Source organism: Nostoc piscinale CENA21 (assembly GCF_001298445.1).
GTDB classification, from domain to species: Bacteria; Cyanobacteriota; Cyanobacteriia; order Cyanobacteriales; family Nostocaceae; genus Nostoc_B; species Nostoc_B piscinale_A.
The window spans coordinates 1,866,732-1,885,109 of sequence record NZ_CP012036.1; the positions used below are offsets into that span (position 1 = coordinate 1,866,732).

At 40.5% G+C, this 18,378-nt stretch carries 13 protein-coding genes and 1 pseudogene; 6 read left to right on the top strand and 8 right to left on the bottom strand.

The features are described from left to right. Nucleotides 1-120 precede the first annotated feature (120 nt). Nucleotides 121-1,260, bottom strand: a complete 1,140-nt coding sequence (locus ACX27_RS08185; RefSeq protein WP_062290749.1) for an acyltransferase family protein — start codon at nucleotides 1,258-1,260, stop codon at nucleotides 121-123. A gap of 42 nt (nucleotides 1,261-1,302) precedes the next feature. Here ACX27_RS08185 and ACX27_RS08190 point away from each other — a divergent pair, with 42 nt between their 5' ends. The 3 genes from ACX27_RS08190 to modB all read left to right on the top strand — a co-directional run bounded on the left by ACX27_RS08190 (nucleotide 1,303) and on the right by modB (nucleotide 5,844). Continuing rightward, nucleotides 1,303-2,913 (top strand): glycoside hydrolase family 10-like protein, encoded by a 1,611-nt coding sequence (locus ACX27_RS08190; RefSeq protein ID WP_235526550.1) that lies wholly within the window; start codon nucleotides 1,303-1,305, stop codon nucleotides 2,911-2,913. Between the two features lie 158 nt (nucleotides 2,914-3,071). Then, the gene (gene modA, locus ACX27_RS08195; RefSeq protein ID WP_062290753.1) at nucleotides 3,072-3,890 is read left to right on the top strand and encodes a molybdate ABC transporter substrate-binding protein; all 819 of its coding nucleotides are present in this window, start codon (nucleotides 3,072-3,074) and stop codon (nucleotides 3,888-3,890) included. A gap of 142 nt (nucleotides 3,891-4,032) precedes the next feature. Continuing rightward, complete coding sequence (modB, locus tag ACX27_RS08200; RefSeq protein ID WP_062290757.1) at nucleotides 4,033-5,844, top strand: molybdate ABC transporter permease subunit; 1,812 nt, start codon at nucleotides 4,033-4,035, stop codon at nucleotides 5,842-5,844. Between the two features lie 404 nt (nucleotides 5,845-6,248). Here the strand turns inward: modB and petA are convergent, their stop codons facing one another. Both petA and petC read right to left on the bottom strand, forming a co-directional pair. Next, nucleotides 6,249-7,250, bottom strand: coding sequence for a cytochrome f (petA, locus tag ACX27_RS08205; RefSeq protein WP_062290761.1), 1,002 nt, complete (start codon nucleotides 7,248-7,250; stop codon nucleotides 6,249-6,251). Nucleotides 7,251-7,413: 163 nt separating this feature from the next. Further along, nucleotides 7,414-7,953 carry a cytochrome b6-f complex iron-sulfur subunit gene (petC, locus tag ACX27_RS08210; protein ID WP_062290764.1) on the bottom strand — a complete coding sequence of 180 codons (540 nt, stop codon included), beginning with the start codon at nucleotides 7,951-7,953 and terminating at the stop codon, nucleotides 7,414-7,416. Between the two features lie 229 nt (nucleotides 7,954-8,182). Between petC and ACX27_RS08215 the strand changes: the two genes are divergently transcribed. Next, the gene (locus ACX27_RS08215) at nucleotides 8,183-8,491 is read left to right on the top strand and encodes a DUF3067 family protein (RefSeq protein WP_062290766.1); all 309 of its coding nucleotides are present in this window, start codon (nucleotides 8,183-8,185) and stop codon (nucleotides 8,489-8,491) included. Nucleotides 8,492-8,651: 160 nt separating this feature from the next. Here ACX27_RS08215 and tatC read toward each other — a convergent pair whose 3' ends face one another. Beyond that, complete coding sequence (gene tatC / locus ACX27_RS08220) at nucleotides 8,652-9,446, bottom strand: twin-arginine translocase subunit TatC (protein ID WP_062290769.1); 795 nt, start codon at nucleotides 9,444-9,446, stop codon at nucleotides 8,652-8,654. A gap of 628 nt (nucleotides 9,447-10,074) precedes the next feature. Here tatC and ACX27_RS08225 point away from each other — a divergent pair. Continuing rightward, the gene (locus ACX27_RS08225; protein ID WP_062290771.1) at nucleotides 10,075-12,291 is read left to right on the top strand and encodes a GumC family protein; all 2,217 of its coding nucleotides are present in this window, start codon (nucleotides 10,075-10,077) and stop codon (nucleotides 12,289-12,291) included. Nucleotides 12,292-12,382: 91 nt separating this feature from the next. Here the strand turns inward: ACX27_RS08225 and ACX27_RS08230 are convergent, their stop codons facing one another. Next, entirely contained in the window at nucleotides 12,383-12,862 is a 480-nt protein-coding gene (locus tag ACX27_RS08230) for a hypothetical protein (RefSeq protein WP_062290775.1), read from the bottom strand. Between the two features lie 215 nt (nucleotides 12,863-13,077). On the opposite strand from ACX27_RS08230, the pseudogene ACX27_RS08240 reads away from it, so the two are divergent. Further along, nucleotides 13,078-14,380 (top strand): annotated as a pseudogene (locus ACX27_RS08240) (hypothetical protein). Nucleotides 14,381-14,438: 58 nt separating this feature from the next. Here ACX27_RS08240 and ACX27_RS08245 read toward each other — a convergent pair. The 3 genes from ACX27_RS08245 to ACX27_RS33510 all read right to left on the bottom strand — a co-directional run bounded on the left by ACX27_RS08245 (nucleotide 14,439) and on the right by ACX27_RS33510 (nucleotide 17,932). Then, nucleotides 14,439-15,584 (bottom strand): SpoIID/LytB domain-containing protein, encoded by a 1,146-nt coding sequence (locus tag ACX27_RS08245; RefSeq protein ID WP_062290781.1) that lies wholly within the window; start codon nucleotides 15,582-15,584, stop codon nucleotides 14,439-14,441. Between the two features lie 169 nt (nucleotides 15,585-15,753). Continuing rightward, the gene (locus tag ACX27_RS08250; protein WP_235526551.1) at nucleotides 15,754-17,241 is read right to left on the bottom strand and encodes a polysaccharide biosynthesis tyrosine autokinase; all 1,488 of its coding nucleotides are present in this window, start codon (nucleotides 17,239-17,241) and stop codon (nucleotides 15,754-15,756) included. A gap of 31 nt (nucleotides 17,242-17,272) precedes the next feature. Next, on the bottom strand, nucleotides 17,273-17,932 hold the full coding sequence (locus tag ACX27_RS33510) for a GumC domain-containing protein (protein ID WP_235526552.1): 660 nt from the start codon (nucleotides 17,930-17,932) through the stop codon (nucleotides 17,273-17,275). Between the last annotated feature and the right edge of the window lie 446 nt (nucleotides 17,933-18,378).

Here is an 18,378-nt window from a genome sequence, read left to right on the forward strand (position 1 = left end):
ATTCTCACTCTCTTAAGTTCCGAAATCCTTGCATAGCCGTAACACACCCTACTCAATATTTGTCTGGATTGTTTTTCATGATATGTCTCCAATGTAGAGGCAATGGTTGGAAAGCCCCTACTAAATTTTGAAAAACCAACGGCGACGATACATTCCATAAAGAATTGTCCACCACAATAAAACCATGACTATGGCAAATGCAAGTGAACCATTGAATGTCCCAGCCCAAGGGCGAAATAGGTGGTCATAAATCCAGTTGTAGGTTGTGCTGCTGCCGATGTTAGTTTTGAGTAAAATTCTGGTGAGTATACCAGAACCAACAAACAAAAAGATGGCATTCAGTCCCATAACTTCTAATGGTAGTCCCCAGTTTTTCAAGTTGCGGACTTCGATGAGTTCATAACACAAAGCTAAAGTGAGTAATGCCCAACCTGCGGTAAAAACAACATAAGAACTTGTCCAAAGTTGTTTATTAATGGGAAATAAAAATCCCCACAATAATCCAATTACTAGGGCAATTAAACCAAAAATTACTAAATTTACACTCGTACGGCTTTTAATTGGCTGAGTGCGTAACCAGTCGCCTGTAAAATATCCCAAAAAGACGGTGACAACGGCTGGCAAAGTACTAAATAAACCTTCTGGGTCAAAGGAACCGCCGCGATAAATATGCTTACCTAGAATTATGCGGTCAATGTAACCACTGAGATTGCCTTCTGGGGTGAGATTTCCTGTGCCAAAGCCGGGGACGGGGATATATTGCATCGCCAGCCAGTAACCGATGAGGATAACAGCTGCTAATATCCACAACCAACGGCGGGAAAGGTTGAGAACTGCTAGGGATGCAAGTACATAAGCAAGGCTGATGCGCTGCAAGACTCCCATAATTCGCAGGGTGCTGAAATCGGGTGGTATGCCTTTAATTAACCAATCAAGGGTTAAAGAAACCAAGGCCAGGAACAAGCCCAGGGCAAATAATATCAGACCACGGCGGAAAATACGCTGATAGACAGTAGCCGTGGGGCGATTTTCTGGGGTGTACTTGGCGAAAGAAAATGGCATTGCGACACCGACGATAAATAAAAAGAACGGGAAAACCAAGTCTGTCGGCGTGCAACCATTCCATTTGGCGTGGTCGAGAGGAGGATAGACATAATCCCAATTACCGGGATTATTCACTAAAATCATAGAGGCGATCGCAATTCCCCGAAATACATCTAGGGAAGCAAGGCGCGTAGAGGGTGTAGAGGAATTTTTCATAACGTTATAGTTTAATCTGTTAAACGCTCCTCCAAAACTTTTGTGAACATCAAAGACATTTTTCTTAGTGGATTTTTACGTCTAGGACAGCAGCACAGGAATCTAATTCTTACCTCCTGCCTCCTGCCTTCTGCCTTCTGCCTCTTTCCACTTCAAATTGCTGACTCTTCTCCCCAGCCAGCCGCTATCATCCCCCCATCACCCAGCAGAGAATTTCGGGGTGTGTGGGTTGCGAGTGTTGCTAATATTGACTGGCCTTCTAAACCCGGTTTAAATACCAGCCAACAACAAGCCGAGTTAATTACAATACTCGATCGCGCGGCTAAATTAAAACTCAATGCCGTGATTTTACAAGTCCGTCCTGGTTGTGATGCCTTATACCAATCTACTTATGAACCTTGGTCAGAATTTTTAACAGGACAAATGGGTAAACCACCCGCACCTTATTATGACCCCTTAGCTTTTGCAGTGGCAGAAGCCCATAAACGTGGACTGGAATTACACGCTTGGTTTAATCCTTATCGCGCCCGTCATCCCCAAGGCAAATCAACTATTGCACCGAATCATATCAGCAAAACTCATCCAGAATTAGTCAAACGTTACGGCAAATATCTCTGGTTAGACCCCGGTGAAAAAGCCGTGCAGGATTACACCGTTCAAGTCATTATGGATGTTGTCAATCGATATGATATCGATGGTGTTCACATTGATGATTACTTTTATCCCTATCCCGAAAAAGACAGGAGAAATAAAACAATTGATTTTCCTGATCAAATTAGTTGGCAAAAATATCAACAATCAGGAGGGAGAGAAACCCGTGATGATTGGCGGCGAGAAAATGTCAACACCTTAATTCAACGACTTTATCAAAACATTAAAACTGCTAAACCTTGGGTGAAATTTGGTATTAGTCCTTTTGGCATTTGGCAACCAGGATTTCCCAAACAAATAGGCAATGAAAAAGGTTTTAATGCTTATCAAGAACTATATGCAGATTCTCGCAAATGGTTAATGAATGGCTGGTTAGATTATCTCTCACCCCAACTTTATTGGAAAATTGAACAGCCCCAACAAAGCTATCCTGTATTGTTGAATTGGTGGATATCACAAAACACCCAAGCTAGACATATTTGGCCAGGAATTTATACTAGCCGCGTTGGTCAAAACAACAGCACAGCTTGGCCTGCTAAAGAAATTGTCTATCAAATTAAAACCACTCAAGGTCATGTTGGTTCTGATGGCAATATTCACTTTAGTATGAAACCTCTGCTGCAAAATCGCGGCGGCATTGCAGATTTATTACCACAAGATGTTTATCACAATCCTGCATTAGTCCCGGCATCACCTTGGTTAGATAATACACCACCTGAAAAACCCCAAGTGAGTTTAGAAAAAGATGTGACTGGGACTAAAACAGTCCTCAGATGGCAACCCACAGGTAAACAACCCGTTTGGTTATGGGTTGTGCAAACCAAAACAGGTAATGAATGGAACACCAATATTGTACCGACTGGGCAGAATTCAACTTTGTTAAATAATAATCAAGTTGAAGATGTCGCTGTGTCGGCAGTGACTCGTTATGGTGTGCAAGGAACAAGCGCCGTTGTGGAAATTCCTCAATATCAAGCGAGAAAGTCTAATAGGATGTTTTAAAAGTCCTCTTAGAGAAGTCGGGGGTCTGAACAGATGTAATCATTGTGGAATTATTCGTTACAGAAATTCCAGATTTTCGTGTATTTAAATAATTTACTGTTACTTACCAACTTTTTCTATGTTAGGTTGGTAAGTAACAGATGAATTAAACACTGGCAATGAGTTTTAAACGCATTTTAGCTTTTAGTTGTTGGTTATTGTTCACTTGCCTGTTAGTTATTGGTTGTAATCAAGCAAATACAACCAACTCAGCCACAACTACTAGTCCAACAGCCCAAAGCACTACTTTAACTATTTCAGCCGCCGCTAGTCTCAAAGATGCACTCGACGCAATCAAACCAATTTACAATCAGGCAAAACCAAACGTTAACCTAGCCTACAACTTTGGTTCATCGGGTGCTTTACAGCAGCAAATTGAACAAGGCGCAAAAGTTGATGTTTTCATCTCCGCCGCAACTAAACAAATAGATGCACTTGAGAAAAAAGGTTTATTAGTTGATGGTACACGTAAAAATTTGTTGAAAAATCAATTAGTATTAATTGCCCCACAAAACTCGACAACCATATCAGATTTTAAAGATTTAACTTCGCCTCAAATTAAGAAAATTGCTTTAGGTGAACCAAAAAGTGTACCTGCGGGACAATATGCCCAACAAGTTTTGACTTCGTTAAAAATTGCTGACAAACTCAAAGGGAAGGTTGTTTACGCTAAAGATGTACGGCAAGCTTTGAATTATGTAGAGTCTGGTAATGCTGATGCAGGTTTAGTTTACCTTTCCGATGCAAAAAGTAGTTCAAAAGTTAAAGTGGTAACTACTGCACCAGAAAACAGTCATTATCCTATTGTCTATCCGCTCGCAGTCATTAAAAGTAGTCAAAATATTGATGCTGCTAAAGATTTTGAGCAGTTTCTATATAGTAGTAATGAAGCTAAAAATGTATTTGAAAAGCAGGGATTTGTGTTAGCTGGAGGTTGATAATTTAAGGCGTTAAAAAGTAAGCAAAGTTATTTAGATATGTTGGGGTGAAATCAGAAAAAATAATTAACCGCGGATAAACGCGGATGATTTTTTACTCTTCTACTATTGGGATGTTGGAAAATCTTTGATTGTATAAACTATGCCACAGGATTTGTCACCTCTTTGGATATCGCTAAAAACTTCATTATTGGCAACATTTATTACTTTTTTTGTGGGCATCGCTGCGGCTTATTGGATGCTCAGTTATCGAGGTAAAGCTAAATCTTTGATTGAGAGTATTTTTGTTGCGCCGCTAATTTTGCCACCAACAGTTGTAGGCTTTTTACTGCTGTTATTTTTTGGCAAGAATGGGCCTGTGGGGAAACTCATGGAGCCTTTTGACTTGACGATTGTTTTTACTTGGTATGGTGCAGCGATCGCAGCGACGGTGGTTTCTTTCCCATTAATGTATAAAACTGCCCTGGGAGCTTTTGAACAAATTGATGGTAATTTGCTGCGGGTGGCGAGAACCCTGGGTGCAAGTGAATCGAGAATTTTTTGGCGAATTAGTTTACCTTTAGCCTTACCGGGAATTTTAGCAGCGACGACCTTGGCTTTTGCCCGTGCTTTGGGTGAATTTGGTGCAACATTGATGCTGGCTGGGAATATTCCTGGACAAACCCAGACGATTCCAATGGCGATTTATTTTGCTGTAGAAGCAGGCGCAATGGATGAAGCTTGGTTTTGGGCGATCGCAATTATGGTAATTTCCCTGTCGGGAATTATTGCGGTGAATTTTTGGCAAGAAATCAGAGAAAAGGGAAGACACAGGGAAACAAAAACAAGAAAACCAGAAAGACGACTGGTTCAATCTGCTACTGTGTCTGCGCCAACTTCCGAAATCAGTTTGTTTGTAGACATTGAAAAAAAATTACCCAGTTTTCATTTACAAGTTTCCTTCAATACCAACGAGCAACCACTAGGATTGTTGGGCGGTTCCGGCGCTGGTAAAAGCATGATTCTGCGTTGCATTGCGGGAATCGAAACGCCAAGCAGAGGAAGGATAGTGTTGAATGGTAGGGTGTTGTTTGATTCTGAAAAAGGCATTAATGTACCTAGCCGCGATCGCCGCATTGGTTTTTTAGTCCAAAATTATGCTTTGTTCCCGAATATGACAGTGGCGGAAAACATCGCTTTTGGCTTACCCAAGGGATTATCTGCGCCAAGTGTACGAGTGCAAATCGAAGAACAACTCATAGCAATGCAGTTATCAGGATTGGGCGATCGCTATCCCCACCAACTTTCCGGCGGTCAACAACAACGGGCGGCTTTAGCCAGAGCCTTAGCTAGTCAACCAGAAGCATTACTTCTTGATGAGCCATTTTCCGCCCTCGATACTCATCTGCGGAGTCAATTAGAACAGCAGATGACCGAAACTCTAGCAGATTACCAAGGTGTGGCTTTATTTGTCACTCATAACATGGATGAAGCTTACCGAGTTTGTCCAAATTTATTAGTCTTGGAACAAGGTCAAGCAGTTCATCACGGTTCCAAATATGAAATCTTCGAGCGTCCTGCTAGTGTAAATGTGGCTCAGTTAACTGGCTGTAAGAACTTTTCTCGTGCTGTTGTTCAAGGAATCCAAACAATCCAAGCCCTAGATTGGGGTTGTCACCTGCAAGTTGTTCAACCAATTCCTGATGAACTCTCTCACATCGGTATTCGCGCTCATCAACTAATCTTTTCCTCAGATAAATCTCCAGTTAATACCTTTCCCTGTTGGTTAGTACGAACCAGTGAAACACCTCATCGGATGACATTATTTTTAAAACTACATACTGCCCCGAATAATCCGCAAGACTATCATCTACAAGCCGAGGTATTCAAAGAGAAATGGGTCAATATCAAAGACCAACCTTTCCCTTGGTACGTGCGTTTAGACCCTCTGCGTTTGATGTTGATGGAAAACTAGTATTGTTTACTCAGCATTTAAATTTATTTTTGCGCTGTGTGGATTCAGAATACACTGACTTAGCTTCAGACCCTTTTTCACCCCGTCAGTTAGAAGGTGATAAGCTGTTAAACATTTAAGAAAGCACATTGAGACTGCATGGTGGCAGGGAGCAAGGGAGAGGGTTTACAGCTTTTACTACTATGAAAATAGTGCAATTTAAATGACGATTAGCTTAAGTATATTTTTACCTGATATAGCAGTAGTCAGATATGTTAGGACAATTTGAAAACTGGAACGCTAGGCATAGTAAGACTTTTCCTCCAGCATAGCTGCCTTCTGCTATAGCTTATTTTATGACACAAAAAACTAAAAAAGACAGGTGTATCGCCTGTCTTTTTTAAAAAAGGATTTATCAGAGAATTTTAGAAATTCATTTCAGCAGCTTGAACTTTTTCAACCTGTTTCTTCTTGAGAACTAGCATTACTTGAGCTAACATTACCAGACAGATAAAGGCAATTAGCCAACCAACTCTGCTAGCATCTTGTAATACAATTTCTGTATCTTTTTGACCAAAACCACCAACGTTGGGGTTACTTGTCAAAGCATCACCAGATTTTACTGTTTGTCCTTCGGAAACAATCAGTTCTGGGCCAAGAGGAATTGTATCAGTGACTACATCACCCGCTTCGGTTGTGATGTTCACTAAATATTTCACGTTACCTTCACCATCATCTTCTTTGGCAATCTTGCTAATGGTGCCAGTAGCGGAAGCGTTGTAAACAGTGTTGTTGCTCTTTTCGCCAGTGGGATAAACTTGTCCGCGTCCTCTGTTACCGCCTACGTGAACTGAATACTTACCGAAGTGGATGTTTTTGTCAGTTGCAGGGTTAGGAGACAGAACAGGGAAGACAATTTCCTGATATTGTTCGCCAGGTAATGGGCCAACAATAACTACGTTATCGGAACCTTCTTTGTAGGTTTGGAAGTAGGTGTCGCCGACTTCTTCTTTCAGTTCTTCAGGAATGCGGTCTTCAGGAGCAAGTTTGAAGCCTTCGGGGAGCATCAAAACTGCACCAACGTTTAAGCCAACTTTAGAACCATCTGCACCAACTTGCTGCACGCTGGTATCGTAGGGAATTTTTACTACAGCTTTAAATACTGTGTCGGGCAGCACTGATTGAGGTACTTCGACTTCTGTGGGCTTGGCTGCTAGGTGACAGTTAGCGCAAACGATTCTACCTGTCGGTTCACGGGGAGTTTCAGGATAGGTTTGCTGCGCCCAGAAGGGATAAGCAGCAGCACTTTGAGGCAAAGCAATATCGCTAGTAAAGAAGAATGTTACTGTAGCGATCGCTATAAGCAATGTTCTGGTAATTGCTTTAGCACTGCGAGTCAAACTCGCTGTTGTAAAGGCATTTCTCATCTCTATAAGGACAACGATTCTTGGATGAAGTAGTCGGTTATTGGTCATTGGTCATTAGTCAATAGTCAATGGGTGAAACTATTAGACTTTTGACTCAGCAACGCCACTGAGGGAGTCGGCAAAGCCGCCCAACGCAGTGGCTCCTCAGCACTCAGCACTAAAACTAAGCCCACCAAGGTTCTTCGCCAGTGCGGAAGTCGGTTTCAGTCCAGGGTGTGAGAACAATCTTGTCGTTTTCGGCTTTGGCGTGGCTTAAAGCCAAAGAACGGGGTGCAGGGCCTCGAACTACTTTACCAGTTGCGTCGTATTGAGAACCGTGGCAAGGGCATTTAAATTTGTTTTCCGCAGCGTTCCAAGGAACAACACAACCCAAGTGGGTGCAAACAGCGTTAATGCCGTAATCGGTGATTGCTTCTTTGCTTTCGACCACAATGTAGGTGGGGTCGCCCTTCAATCCTTGAACGAGGGTGCGATCGCCTACGTTATGGCTGGCCAGAAATTGACTAACGCTCACATCATTGCCTAGGCTGTCTTTTGCTGTTGTACCACCACCAGCACCACCAGCAGCCGGAGGAATAAAGTAGTTAACAACGGGATACAATGCACCCAGAGCTACTCCAGTGACAGTCCCAAAGGTGAGCAGGTTCATGAATTGACGACGACCCATATCGGGAACGTCCATTGATTCCGAAAATTGAGCCATATCCTACGCGCTCGCTCTTTGTATATTTTGTTTAAGCATTTTGACAAGAGTACTAATACTTGAGCAGCTCTTGTCTGGGTCGAAATGCTAACTAACAATGCTAAATTTCTTTGTTGCAAGATACTTTTAGCATCTTTTCTGTTAGCATTACATTTCTTTATATCCTTATCATACTTGAGTTACGGAACTTAACATCATAACTAAATGTAAAATCTAATTGAGAGAAGCTATGACAGGAAAGGAATTACACCAACTGTTGCTGGATAAATGGGGATATTCTTACGATGTCCAGTTCCGCCGTACCCAAGGCAAGATATTTCTGCAAGTCATGTGGAAATATCTTGAGCAAGCTTCTTTTCCCTTAACCGAGGCAGAGTACCAAGAACATCTTGATACCATCGCTAATTATCTTAATGCTTTAGATGGTACAGCACAGGTAAAAAATTTTATCGCTCAAACACGCGATCGCCCCCGACTGGGTAAAGCTGTCAGCATCCCACTCGATTTGGGGGAAAGAGCTTCTGAATGGATAGTGTAACCACTAAAATTAAACAATTAACACTAAATTTTCTGGTTGCTAAAGTTTAGTAATTTGGGTGCTAGATTTTTTGATGCCTAAATTAACAAAGTTTATCCGCTTGGAGAAATTCTAAAACTTTGGTAACTTTTCATACACGAATTTCTATAAGTTATTTGTATTACTTCCCTGTGAGTTTTACTAAACCAATTCCACCCATATAAAGCCCTAAAACAGCGCCTGCTAACAAAGCTTGGGTTAAAGGGTCGGTGGAAGGTGTCAGCACTGCACCTAAAACTACGGCTGCCATAATGACATATCGCCAGCCAGCCAGCATCCGCTCAGAAGAAACAATACCTAAATTGCCGAGCAATAATTGAATAATTGGAATTTGAAATGCTAAACCAGTACTAAATAACAACAGCAACACAAATTCAAAATACTTATCAATTGACCAAATTTGTTCTACTACATCCGCACCATAGCTAATGAAAAATCTTAAAGCGGCGGGAATCAGAGCAAAATAGGCAAATACTAACCCTCCAACAAATAACACGCTTGATCCCAAAACTATGGGCCCCAGTAGGCGACGTTCGCGGCGGGTCAACCCTGGCAAGACAAATTGGATAATTTGATAAAGGATAAAAGGGCTAGAAAGAACTAAGCCACTGTAGCCAGCAACTTTCAGAGAGACAAAGAAATACTCTCCTGGTGCAAGCTGGAGAAATTTTACTCCAGCAGCTGGTACTTCCAGTAATTGCACAATTGGCTTGACAGCCACAAAACAGCCAATCACAAAAATGACTACAGCTATTAGTGCATAAAATATTCGCTGTCTTAACTCTTCTAGGTGGTCGAAAAGAGACATTTCGACTTCACCCGGCAACTCATCAAGAGGATTGGTCTCAGGGTTGCCTTGTCCTTCTGGATCGATATCAGGATTGATAATGGTGTCAGCTTCAGATGAAGGAGTCATGAGTAGGCTATTAGGCAACATTTGTTAACTATTCTATTACTCATAGGTGTAAGGGTGTAGAGGTGTAAGGGTATGAGGGTTTTTCCTTACTTATACCCATACACCCTTGATTTTGCCTCTCACTAAGTAAGTCCTAGTAATCTGCCAAGACAACTTTGCGCTGAGTAAACATACTAGTCTCCTTTCATCCCAGGCTCGTAAAATCAGTTTCATCGGAACTGCTTTGTGCTGTACATACAAAAGTCTCTACTTAGGGAGTAGATAACTTCTACAGAGTCGAAAGTTAAAAAAATTCGTGGTGTTTCAGTAAAAATTTTGTATAGCTCAACAGGAATATTCAGCAAAGCCCACAAATTTATGCTACGCAATGTTACTGTATTTGTATTGCGTTACCCTTGACTAAACTGTATTTGTAAAACCTTAACCACAATAGTAAGTGTATGAACTAAGTTCTTCACAATACCTGTGTACTTAAAATTGACTAACGTATTAGTTAGTTAGTCAAGTCCAAAATTTGCCAGGGCATAGCAATAGACAAGGTAACTTATAAGCATTCCCAGCATCTTTACCACAATTGCGAAAGTAGTTTTTACTGCATCAAAACCCAGTCGTTTAATTTACAAACACTATGCTGAAGTCAGAAAAACACCCTTACCTGTCACAAGCTAAATCTGCTCAATTTAACAACAATGATGATGATGAGTTGCATATAGGCCAGATTTTTGCCATTTTGCGTCGTCGATTGTTGTTAATTTCTGGGATAACTGCTTTAGTAGCTACAGCAGCGGTGTTAAAGGCAGAAACCGACCCTCCAGTGTATCTCGGTTCGTTTGATATTTTAACGAAACAGGTAACTGGTGAGACAAAGGTAATAGCTAGTGTGCCTCAAACAATTTCTGATGAAGACGCAACTCCAAGGGTTGCAGCCTCATCAGGTAAAGGAGATGGTGGTAATACAACTATTCAAGTCTTACGTAGTCCCAGAGTACTCGATCCGATTGTTGAAAGGCTCAAGCCCAAATATCCATACATTACTTATAATTCTCTAGTTTCTGGCTTAACCATCGGCTCACAATCACCTGATATTTTAACTGTCCAATATACGCACCCAGACTCAAAATTAGTTAGTGATGTTTCTAAGCTATTAGCTGATGCGTATTTAGGTTATAGTTTACAAGAACGTCAATTAGATGTTGATCAAGCAATTGAGTTTGTTAATAAACAAAGACAGCCAATAGAAGCAAGAGTCAAATATTGGCAAAATCAACTCCGCAATTTACAAGTAGAAAATAATTTAATTGATCCAGCCCAGAGAGCGCAAGAATTAGCAAGTCAACTTGCTGGATTGCGACAACAGCGCATAGAAAACCGCTTACAACTAGAACAATTAGTCGCCAGATATCAAGATTTACAAAGAGAATTAGCCAGAAACCCTGGTGAAAAGGCAGGGAATTCTTTGCTGAGTGAAAATGGGCGTTATCAAAAGATACTAGATCAAATACAAGCCATTGATATTGAAATTGCCCAAAAAGCAGCAGTATATACACCAGATAATCCAGCTATGCTGACGCTAACAGATAGGAGAGCTTATTTGCTTCCTTTGTTGGCTGGCGAGGAAATGCGTCTGCAAAAAGAATTGCAAAGCCAAATTCGCTCTGTTTCTGCCCGTGATAAATTTTTGTATGACAAAATCACAACTCTGAATAACGATGTCAGATACTTAGCTACTCTGACTCGTACCTATACCAATATTCAGCAACAATTAGAAATTGCTAACAGTTCTCTGACGCAATTTACTACTAAACAACAAGCACTAGAAATTGAAAAAGCTCAAAAACAACAACCTTGGCGATTACTTGATCCCAAATTAGCAACAGTTAATAAACCAAGTGCAATTTCTAACAATGCCAAGTTGAACTTAGCAATTGGTAGCCTTTTAGGACTGGTGTTGGGTATAGGGGCAGCTTTAATTGTTGATAAATTGAGTAATATTTTCTACTCTGTTCAAGAGTTGAAGAACAGTACTAAGTTGCCATTACTGGGAATTGTACCTTTAAGAAAAGAATTAGAAGCAGCACCACAATCAACTTTATCTAGAGGTTTACAACAAACGAATCGGGCTTCTTTCTTTGAAATTTTCCGATCGCTCTACACCAATATCATGTTACTGGGTTCCGATGACCCGATTCGCTCTTTGGTAATTAGCTCTGCTGGCCAAGGGGATGGTAAATCTACGGTGGCTGTACATTTAGCACAGGCCGCTGCGGCAATGGGGCAGAGAGTGTTACTGGTAGACTCTAACCTGCGTTGTCCTATTTTGCACCTGCGTTTGGGTATATTGAATGTTCAGGGTTTGACTGATGTCATTGCCCAAGATTTAGATTGGGAAAATGTAATTGAGCGATCGCCAATTGAAGATAATCTATTTGTGATGACTGCGGGGCCAACACCTCCCGATTCTGTCAGGTTACTAGCTTCTAAGAAAATGCAGGATTTAATGAACGAACTGCAAAGCAACTTTGATTTAGTAATTTATGACACTCCCCCATTACTCGGATTTGCTGATGCTTACCTGCTAGCATCTAATACCAATGGTATTGTCATGGTAGCTGGCTTGGGTCATTTAAAACGTACTGCCCTCAAGCAAGTATTGGAAGAAATTCAAATTTCTGGTACACCCCTGTTAGGGATGATTGCCAACAAATCAAAAGATTCCACACCTGTTTCCCATGACTACTATCAGCAATATTACAAAAAGAGTACCAGTACTGAAATTGTAGAAGTAGAAACACCAAATAGCGACGAACAAGCTAACTCTGTTTTTAGAGGCATCAGACGACGCTAAATTAAAGGTTGTCCTTTGTCACTACCAATGACTAATGACAAAGGACAAATGACAACTTCAACTTGCCAACCCACAACACAAAATATTATATTTACGCATCCGGTGATTTTAAAGCTTGGTCTAAAACTTGTCGCGCTTGTTCTGCTTTAGCGCGTGCTTCTTGGTAACGCAGATTTGCTTGAGCGAAATTTTTGAGAACTTTAAAACCTTCTTTCAGACGTGTAATTTCTTCTTCGGTGACAGCGTTATCCGAGAACAAAATATCAACAGCTTTACGAAGTTCTAAGGCTTCCGTGCGAGATTCTTGCACTTTCAACTTGAGTGTCGCTAAATTACTTAACACTTGGACTGCTTGAGTAATAGCATCCTCACTATTGCTATGGTCACTGGTTGATTCTTTGACCTCAATTAATTGTTGCGGTCCGAATCCTTCTTCTAATTCCGTGGGGAGTTTACCTGCATCCATCAGTTCCATCAACTGATCCATTGCTTTATCACGAGCTTTAGCAGAATCTTTGCCAGGAACAGTCAGGATAATTTCTGGGCTTTGGGCGAGAGTATACTGAACCATATTTGAAGACAGAAAATTTGCTGGTTAACCAAGCCAGGGCAAATAATTCTAACATGTGGGCAGTGAAGATTAATATCTCTGAGAATAAAAAATTAATTATTCTTGTGGCTAATTTTGTGACTTTATGGGGATTTAATTACCACCTGATCAAGCCATCAAAAATAAAACTTTATACTAGAGAAAGATAGAATCAATTGAAACAGGAGGGGTGAGCAATGGCTCCCAATCCCGCTATCATGAATGCTGTGGAGCAACTGGGTTATCGAGTTACCATTGGTGATGTCGCCACCCAAGCAGGCTTAAAAATTGCAGAAGCAAATCAAGGTTTACTGGCATTAGCTACTGATGCTGGTGGACATTTGCAAGTAGCGGAAACAGGTGACATTGTTTACCTATTTCCACAGAATTTTAGGGCAATTTTACGGAATAAATATTTCCAGTTACGTTTGCAAGAATGGTGGCAAAAAATTTGGCAGGTTCTTTTCTACCTGATTCGCATTTCTTTTGGGATATTTTTAGTTGTTTCGATCGCGTTAATTACTATTAGCATCATTATAATAATCACTGCTGCTAGTTCCGATCGCGATAACGACAGTCGTGGTAGTAATTACCGCGGTGGTGGCTTCTTCTTTTTCCCCGATTTATTTTGGTATTTTAGTCCCAACTACTACGATACTTCCTACCAACAAAGGCGACAAAACAGCCGTCAAGGTAGAGGTAGTGAGATGAATTTTTTTTGAAGCGGTGTTTTCCTTTTTATTTGGTGATGGTAATCCTAATGCCAAATTAGAAGAACGCCGTTGGCAAGAAATAGCTACTGTCATTCGCCGTCAGGGTGGTGCAGTCGTAGCAGAACAAATTGCACCATATTTAGACGACCTTGGCCCCAGTTATAGACAAGAGTACGAAGATTATATGCTGCCTGTACTGTTGCGCTTTAACGGAGAACCAAAAGTGAGTTCCGAAGGGCAAATTATTTATTATTTTCCCGAATTACAAGTGCAAGCTAGTCAAAAAGGTCGTCAGTCAGTACAACCTTATTTAGAAGAATCATCTTGGCGTTTTAGTCAGGCTGATTCTGGACAAATTATGTTGAGTGCTGGCTTAGGAGTTCTCAATTTTGTGGGCGCTTTAATCCTGGGAAATTTATTAAAAGATGGGATTGCGGCTGCACAATTAGGCGGATTAGTTGTTTTTGTCCAAGGAATTTATTGGCTGCTTTTGGCTTACGGTATAGGGTTTTTGGGCGTACCACTAGTACGTTATTTCTGGATTCAGTGGCGCAATCAAAAAATTACAGCAAGTAACCGCGATCGCCTGTCTCGCGCCAGACTATTAACTAACCCAGATAGAAATTTGCAGCAAAAAATTGACTTTGCCCAACAGTTTGCCACCGAAAACATCATTGAAAACAAAGATTTAGTCTACACTACCGAAACCGACTTATTAGAACAGGAAGTTCTGAACTCTGCCCAAATCGAAGCAGAATGGCAAAAGCGTCTACAAGGTGGAGAATAATTGATGAAGTGTGAAGGATAAATTTCATACTTCATACTTCACACTTCATACTTTCCCCTTACTTCGCTTTAATCGGTGTGAGGGCTACACCTTGATAATAATGTCCCAAAATTTGCAGGTGATTAATGCCCCGTCGAGCTAGGTTGTACGCGCCCCATTGGCTCATTCCTAAAGCATGGCCATAACCTAAGCCTTGCAGCACAAAACTACCATCTGCACTTTTACTGACATTAAAACGAGTACTTCTGAGTTTCAGTGCAGTACGTACCGCCTCACCTTCCAGGACTTTTGTACCTTTATCGCCAACAATTTTTAAGGCTTTGACACTGCGGAAAGGCGAGTATTTTTCGGGAATGATGTCCTTAACATTGCCGACACCAGAAATTCTGGCGCTAATTTCGGCAGGTGAGAAAGTTTTGACCCAATTGCATTCTTTGACATCTTGATCGTAGTCTTGTACAGCCCGCAGGTAAGGCAAAGTATTTCCCCAGACATCTTCCACATTTTCGGTATGTCCGCCCGAACAAGCATGGAAAACAGAGAGAATAATTTTGTTGTTATAAGTTAGGACTTGCCCCGCCGTACCATCAACGGCTGCGTAAGTAGAAGGAGACTCACTCTTGACTCCTTGATAAATTTGCCAGCGATCGGGACTATCACCTAAATCGTAGATGGGGTTATTGCGTTGTTTTTCTCGTTCGTAGAGAGCGTAGGTGCGAGCTGCGATCGCTTGGGCTTTCAGGGCTTCTTGCGGCCAGCTAGTATCCATTTCGCCGCCAATCACACTGTAGAGGTATTCTTCCGCATCCACCCAGTTAACCGCCGTTAAACCTTTTTCTGTGGGGACAACCAAGGTTCTGCCGCGATACCAGCGATCGCCAATATATACAAATCCTTTACCCGTTGGCTCAATCCAAAATAAACCAGATTGCCACTTATCTAAAGCCACTCCGCCTGGAACTGATTGGGCGTAATAGGCACTCATGGCTGGCAATTGTCCTAGAGTTTTTCCGGTACTATCCTTTACCAACGCAGCCGTAGAACTACCGACCTTAACTTGATTAACTCCCCTCTCAATCGCCACGCGTAAAATCACCGATGCTTGAGCTGGAGCAACCAAAGCAATCCACAAGAGGATACCCATCCACCAATGCCGGAATTTAACCTGAGAAAATAAAGAGCCTAAAAACAGTTGGAATTTCATGCTGATCATCTAATCGTACTAGTATCTGCTTGACGCTTTTGGCATCTACCACTCAAGATGAGACAGTTCTCCAACATAGGAGGTTGCCGCCTCCTATCAATTATGCAATGTATTTTTAGTAGGCAACCAAAAAAGCACAGAGCAGAAAATTAATGGTAAATGACTATAATTAAACCTGCTGGTGGCTCCTTACGCCATTAGCGATAATACCAATTAAATTTAAATGGCTCAAAATTTCTTGAGCTTGCATTAAATCACCTTGAGTTAGTTGACCCATTCGCCCTACCATGACAATTTCATGGCAATATCCAGCTAAAATTCTCGCATCGGCTGTACCCAAAATTGGCGGCGCATCAACTAACACTAAGTCATAGCTTTGCTCAAATCCCTTGATCAGTTCTTTCATCCTCTGAGAACTGAGTAACCTGATAGTATCCTCTGGTTTTGGCCCAGCAGTCAAAACATCAATTAACGGGTGAACAGGCTGGATGTAATTATGAATGTGGTTGCTTGTTTCATCCAGTAATAAGAGAGATAAACCCCAATCATTGGATAATTGCAGCATTTTATGTAAATGGGGATACCGCAGATTGGCATCAATTAAGAGAATGCGTCGGTGCATTCTGGCTGCACTAGCCGCCAATCCCAATAACACAGTCGTCTTTCCTTCGCCTGATAAAGCAGAAGTAAACATCAAAGATTTAAAAGGTAAAGGAGACTTAGATATTTGCAGATTTTGATAGAGAATATCTAAGGTTTCATGACAAGGTAACCAACTGTCAGTTTCGGCAAAAGTAGAAGCTATATTATTTTGTTTATGACCTGAAATGTTTGGCAGCCATTTTTTCAAGCCTCTGGGTGCTAGTTTCGGGACAGAACCTAGTAACCGTAAATTTGTTGACTGCTGTAATTCTTTTGTAGAATAAATAGTACGGGTAAACATGCCCCAACTTAAGGCGATCGCAATCCCTAAAATTGGACTCAGTACTACACCTCCTAACAACAGTGATAATCTGTTAATTCCTGTTAGTTTGCCTAAACTCGGTTCTTCTAACACCTCCCATGCCAACCCGCCTTGGGCAATTTTTAAACCTAAAGATTGTTGTGTTTGCAATAATTGTTCCAGTTGTTTACGTTTAGCTTGTACCTCTGGCAATAAACGGTTATATTGTGCCAATACACTTGGATATCGGCTAAATTCTAACCTGAGTTTTTGTTCAGTTTCAGCTAGACTTTTTTCGTTAGCAATTAGTCCTAAAGCTGTAGTTTGAACTTGAATTAATTCTTGTAATAATTGCGGATCAGCGCCTTCTGTTTGTATTTCATTATCAGTAGATGGTTTAATATCTTCTAATAATTGATTTGACTCTCTTTTTAAAAGTATTAACTGATTTTGGCGTTGCTCTTTGAGTTGTTGGATTATAGGAGACTCATCTGTATAGCGTTTCTGCTCTTTAGCTAAAGCAAGTTCTGTCTTTTCAAAATCATCCAATATTGTTTGGTAGCTACTTGATTGGTCTAAACGAGCCGCCATTCTGGCTTTGTGAGATGAAGCAGCAACTTCTTGTTGTAAGTTATTATAGCGGGCTTGGACATCTTGAATTTGAGCGCGGGTGATTTGTAGTTGTTGTTGCACCGCCGCCAACGATTCAATCAAAATTTTGCTTTGTACTTCCGGATCAAGTAGATTATGTTTCCGGCGAAAATGCTCTAAATTTTTTTTCCGCTTGATTCACCTCTTTTTTCATTTGCGGTATACGAGCATTAATAAAAGCCAAACCTTTATTTAAACGTTCTTTTTGCTGTTGAAGCTGATAATTTTGATAAACTTGCTGTAGTGCTTGTAAAACTTTTTGGCTTCTAACTGGATCTTCATCACTGAAGGTCACTTCTAATATTTGTAAGGGCAGATTATTAGAGATGATTTTTTCGTCTAACCTAGTTATAGACAGCTTGGCTTGCTCGCCATGAATTTCTTCGACTGTAATATCTGGATATTCTGGCTTTAGTAAAGATACAGCTTCTGCAATGAGTTGGGGACTCAAAAGCATTTTCATCTGTGCTGTGTAATCTACAACTGGTGAGTTTAATCCCACAATTTCACTACCAGCAAAATTCATCATATTACTAGCTGTGTTGCCTGCATTTGCATCAGCAGTCACAAGTAACTGCATAGAACTTTGGTAATTAGTTTTATTATTAATTGCAACTAAACTAATCACAGACATCGCCGCAAAAGAAACACCTAATACTAAATAGCGCCGACGACGCAAAATAGCAGATATTTGTTTAATATTAAATTTGTGAAATGGTAAGTTTAGAGTAACTTGTTGTTGATTAAAAATCATCTTAGCCTCTACGAAATATTTACTTATTTAATCGATTCACTATAATCAAATCCAGGAATATTTTTAGTAATTACAAAAATATTTGATTTTTATAAATTAGAAAATCAAATTATGCAATTTAATTTGGTAGAGTTTTCGCCACTTATGAATCTATTGATTCAATAAAAATATTTTTTGAGCGTAAATAATTCAAAAGCAATAGTCAATACTCTCGATAAATCTTCATTAGATGCTACTAATGAAAATTTTGTTACAACCAAGATAATTTAAATCACAATATCCTAGTAGTGATAAATAATGCTGGTATTACAGTAGAAAGATATATTGCTGGCAGTTTGAATTAACCCAAGTAAAGAACAATACTTAGATGTTTCAATAAAACATGAGTAAAATAAGCTCACTATCTAATATCAGACTTAGTTTGGCTAAGTAAATTAACGAAAATA

Coding starts and splice junctions, on each gene's coding strand:
- ACX27_RS08245 (WP_062290781.1), bottom strand. CDS start 15,584: ATGAAATTCCAACTGTTTTTAGGCTCTTTATTTTCTCAGGTTAAATTC.
- ACX27_RS08185 (WP_062290749.1), bottom strand. CDS start 1,260: ATGAAAAATTCCTCTACACCCTCTACGCGCCTTGCTTCCCTAGATGTA.
- modB (WP_062290757.1), top strand. CDS start 4,033: ATGCCACAGGATTTGTCACCTCTTTGGATATCGCTAAAAACTTCATTA.
- petA (WP_062290761.1), bottom strand. CDS start 7,250: ATGAGAAATGCCTTTACAACAGCGAGTTTGACTCGCAGTGCTAAAGCA.
- ACX27_RS33510 (WP_235526552.1), bottom strand. CDS start 17,932: ATGATTTTTAATCAACAACAAGTTACTCTAAACTTACCATTTCACAAA.
- modA (WP_062290753.1), top strand. CDS start 3,072: ATGAGTTTTAAACGCATTTTAGCTTTTAGTTGTTGGTTATTGTTCACT.
- ACX27_RS08215 (WP_062290766.1), top strand. CDS start 8,183: ATGACAGGAAAGGAATTACACCAACTGTTGCTGGATAAATGGGGATAT.
- ACX27_RS08230 (WP_062290775.1), bottom strand. CDS start 12,862: ATGGTTCAGTATACTCTCGCCCAAAGCCCAGAAATTATCCTGACTGTT.
- ACX27_RS08225 (WP_062290771.1), top strand. CDS start 10,075: ATGCTGAAGTCAGAAAAACACCCTTACCTGTCACAAGCTAAATCTGCT.
- tatC (WP_062290769.1), bottom strand. CDS start 9,446: ATGACTCCTTCATCTGAAGCTGACACCATTATCAATCCTGATATCGAT.
- petC (WP_062290764.1), bottom strand. CDS start 7,953: ATGGCTCAATTTTCGGAATCAATGGACGTTCCCGATATGGGTCGTCGT.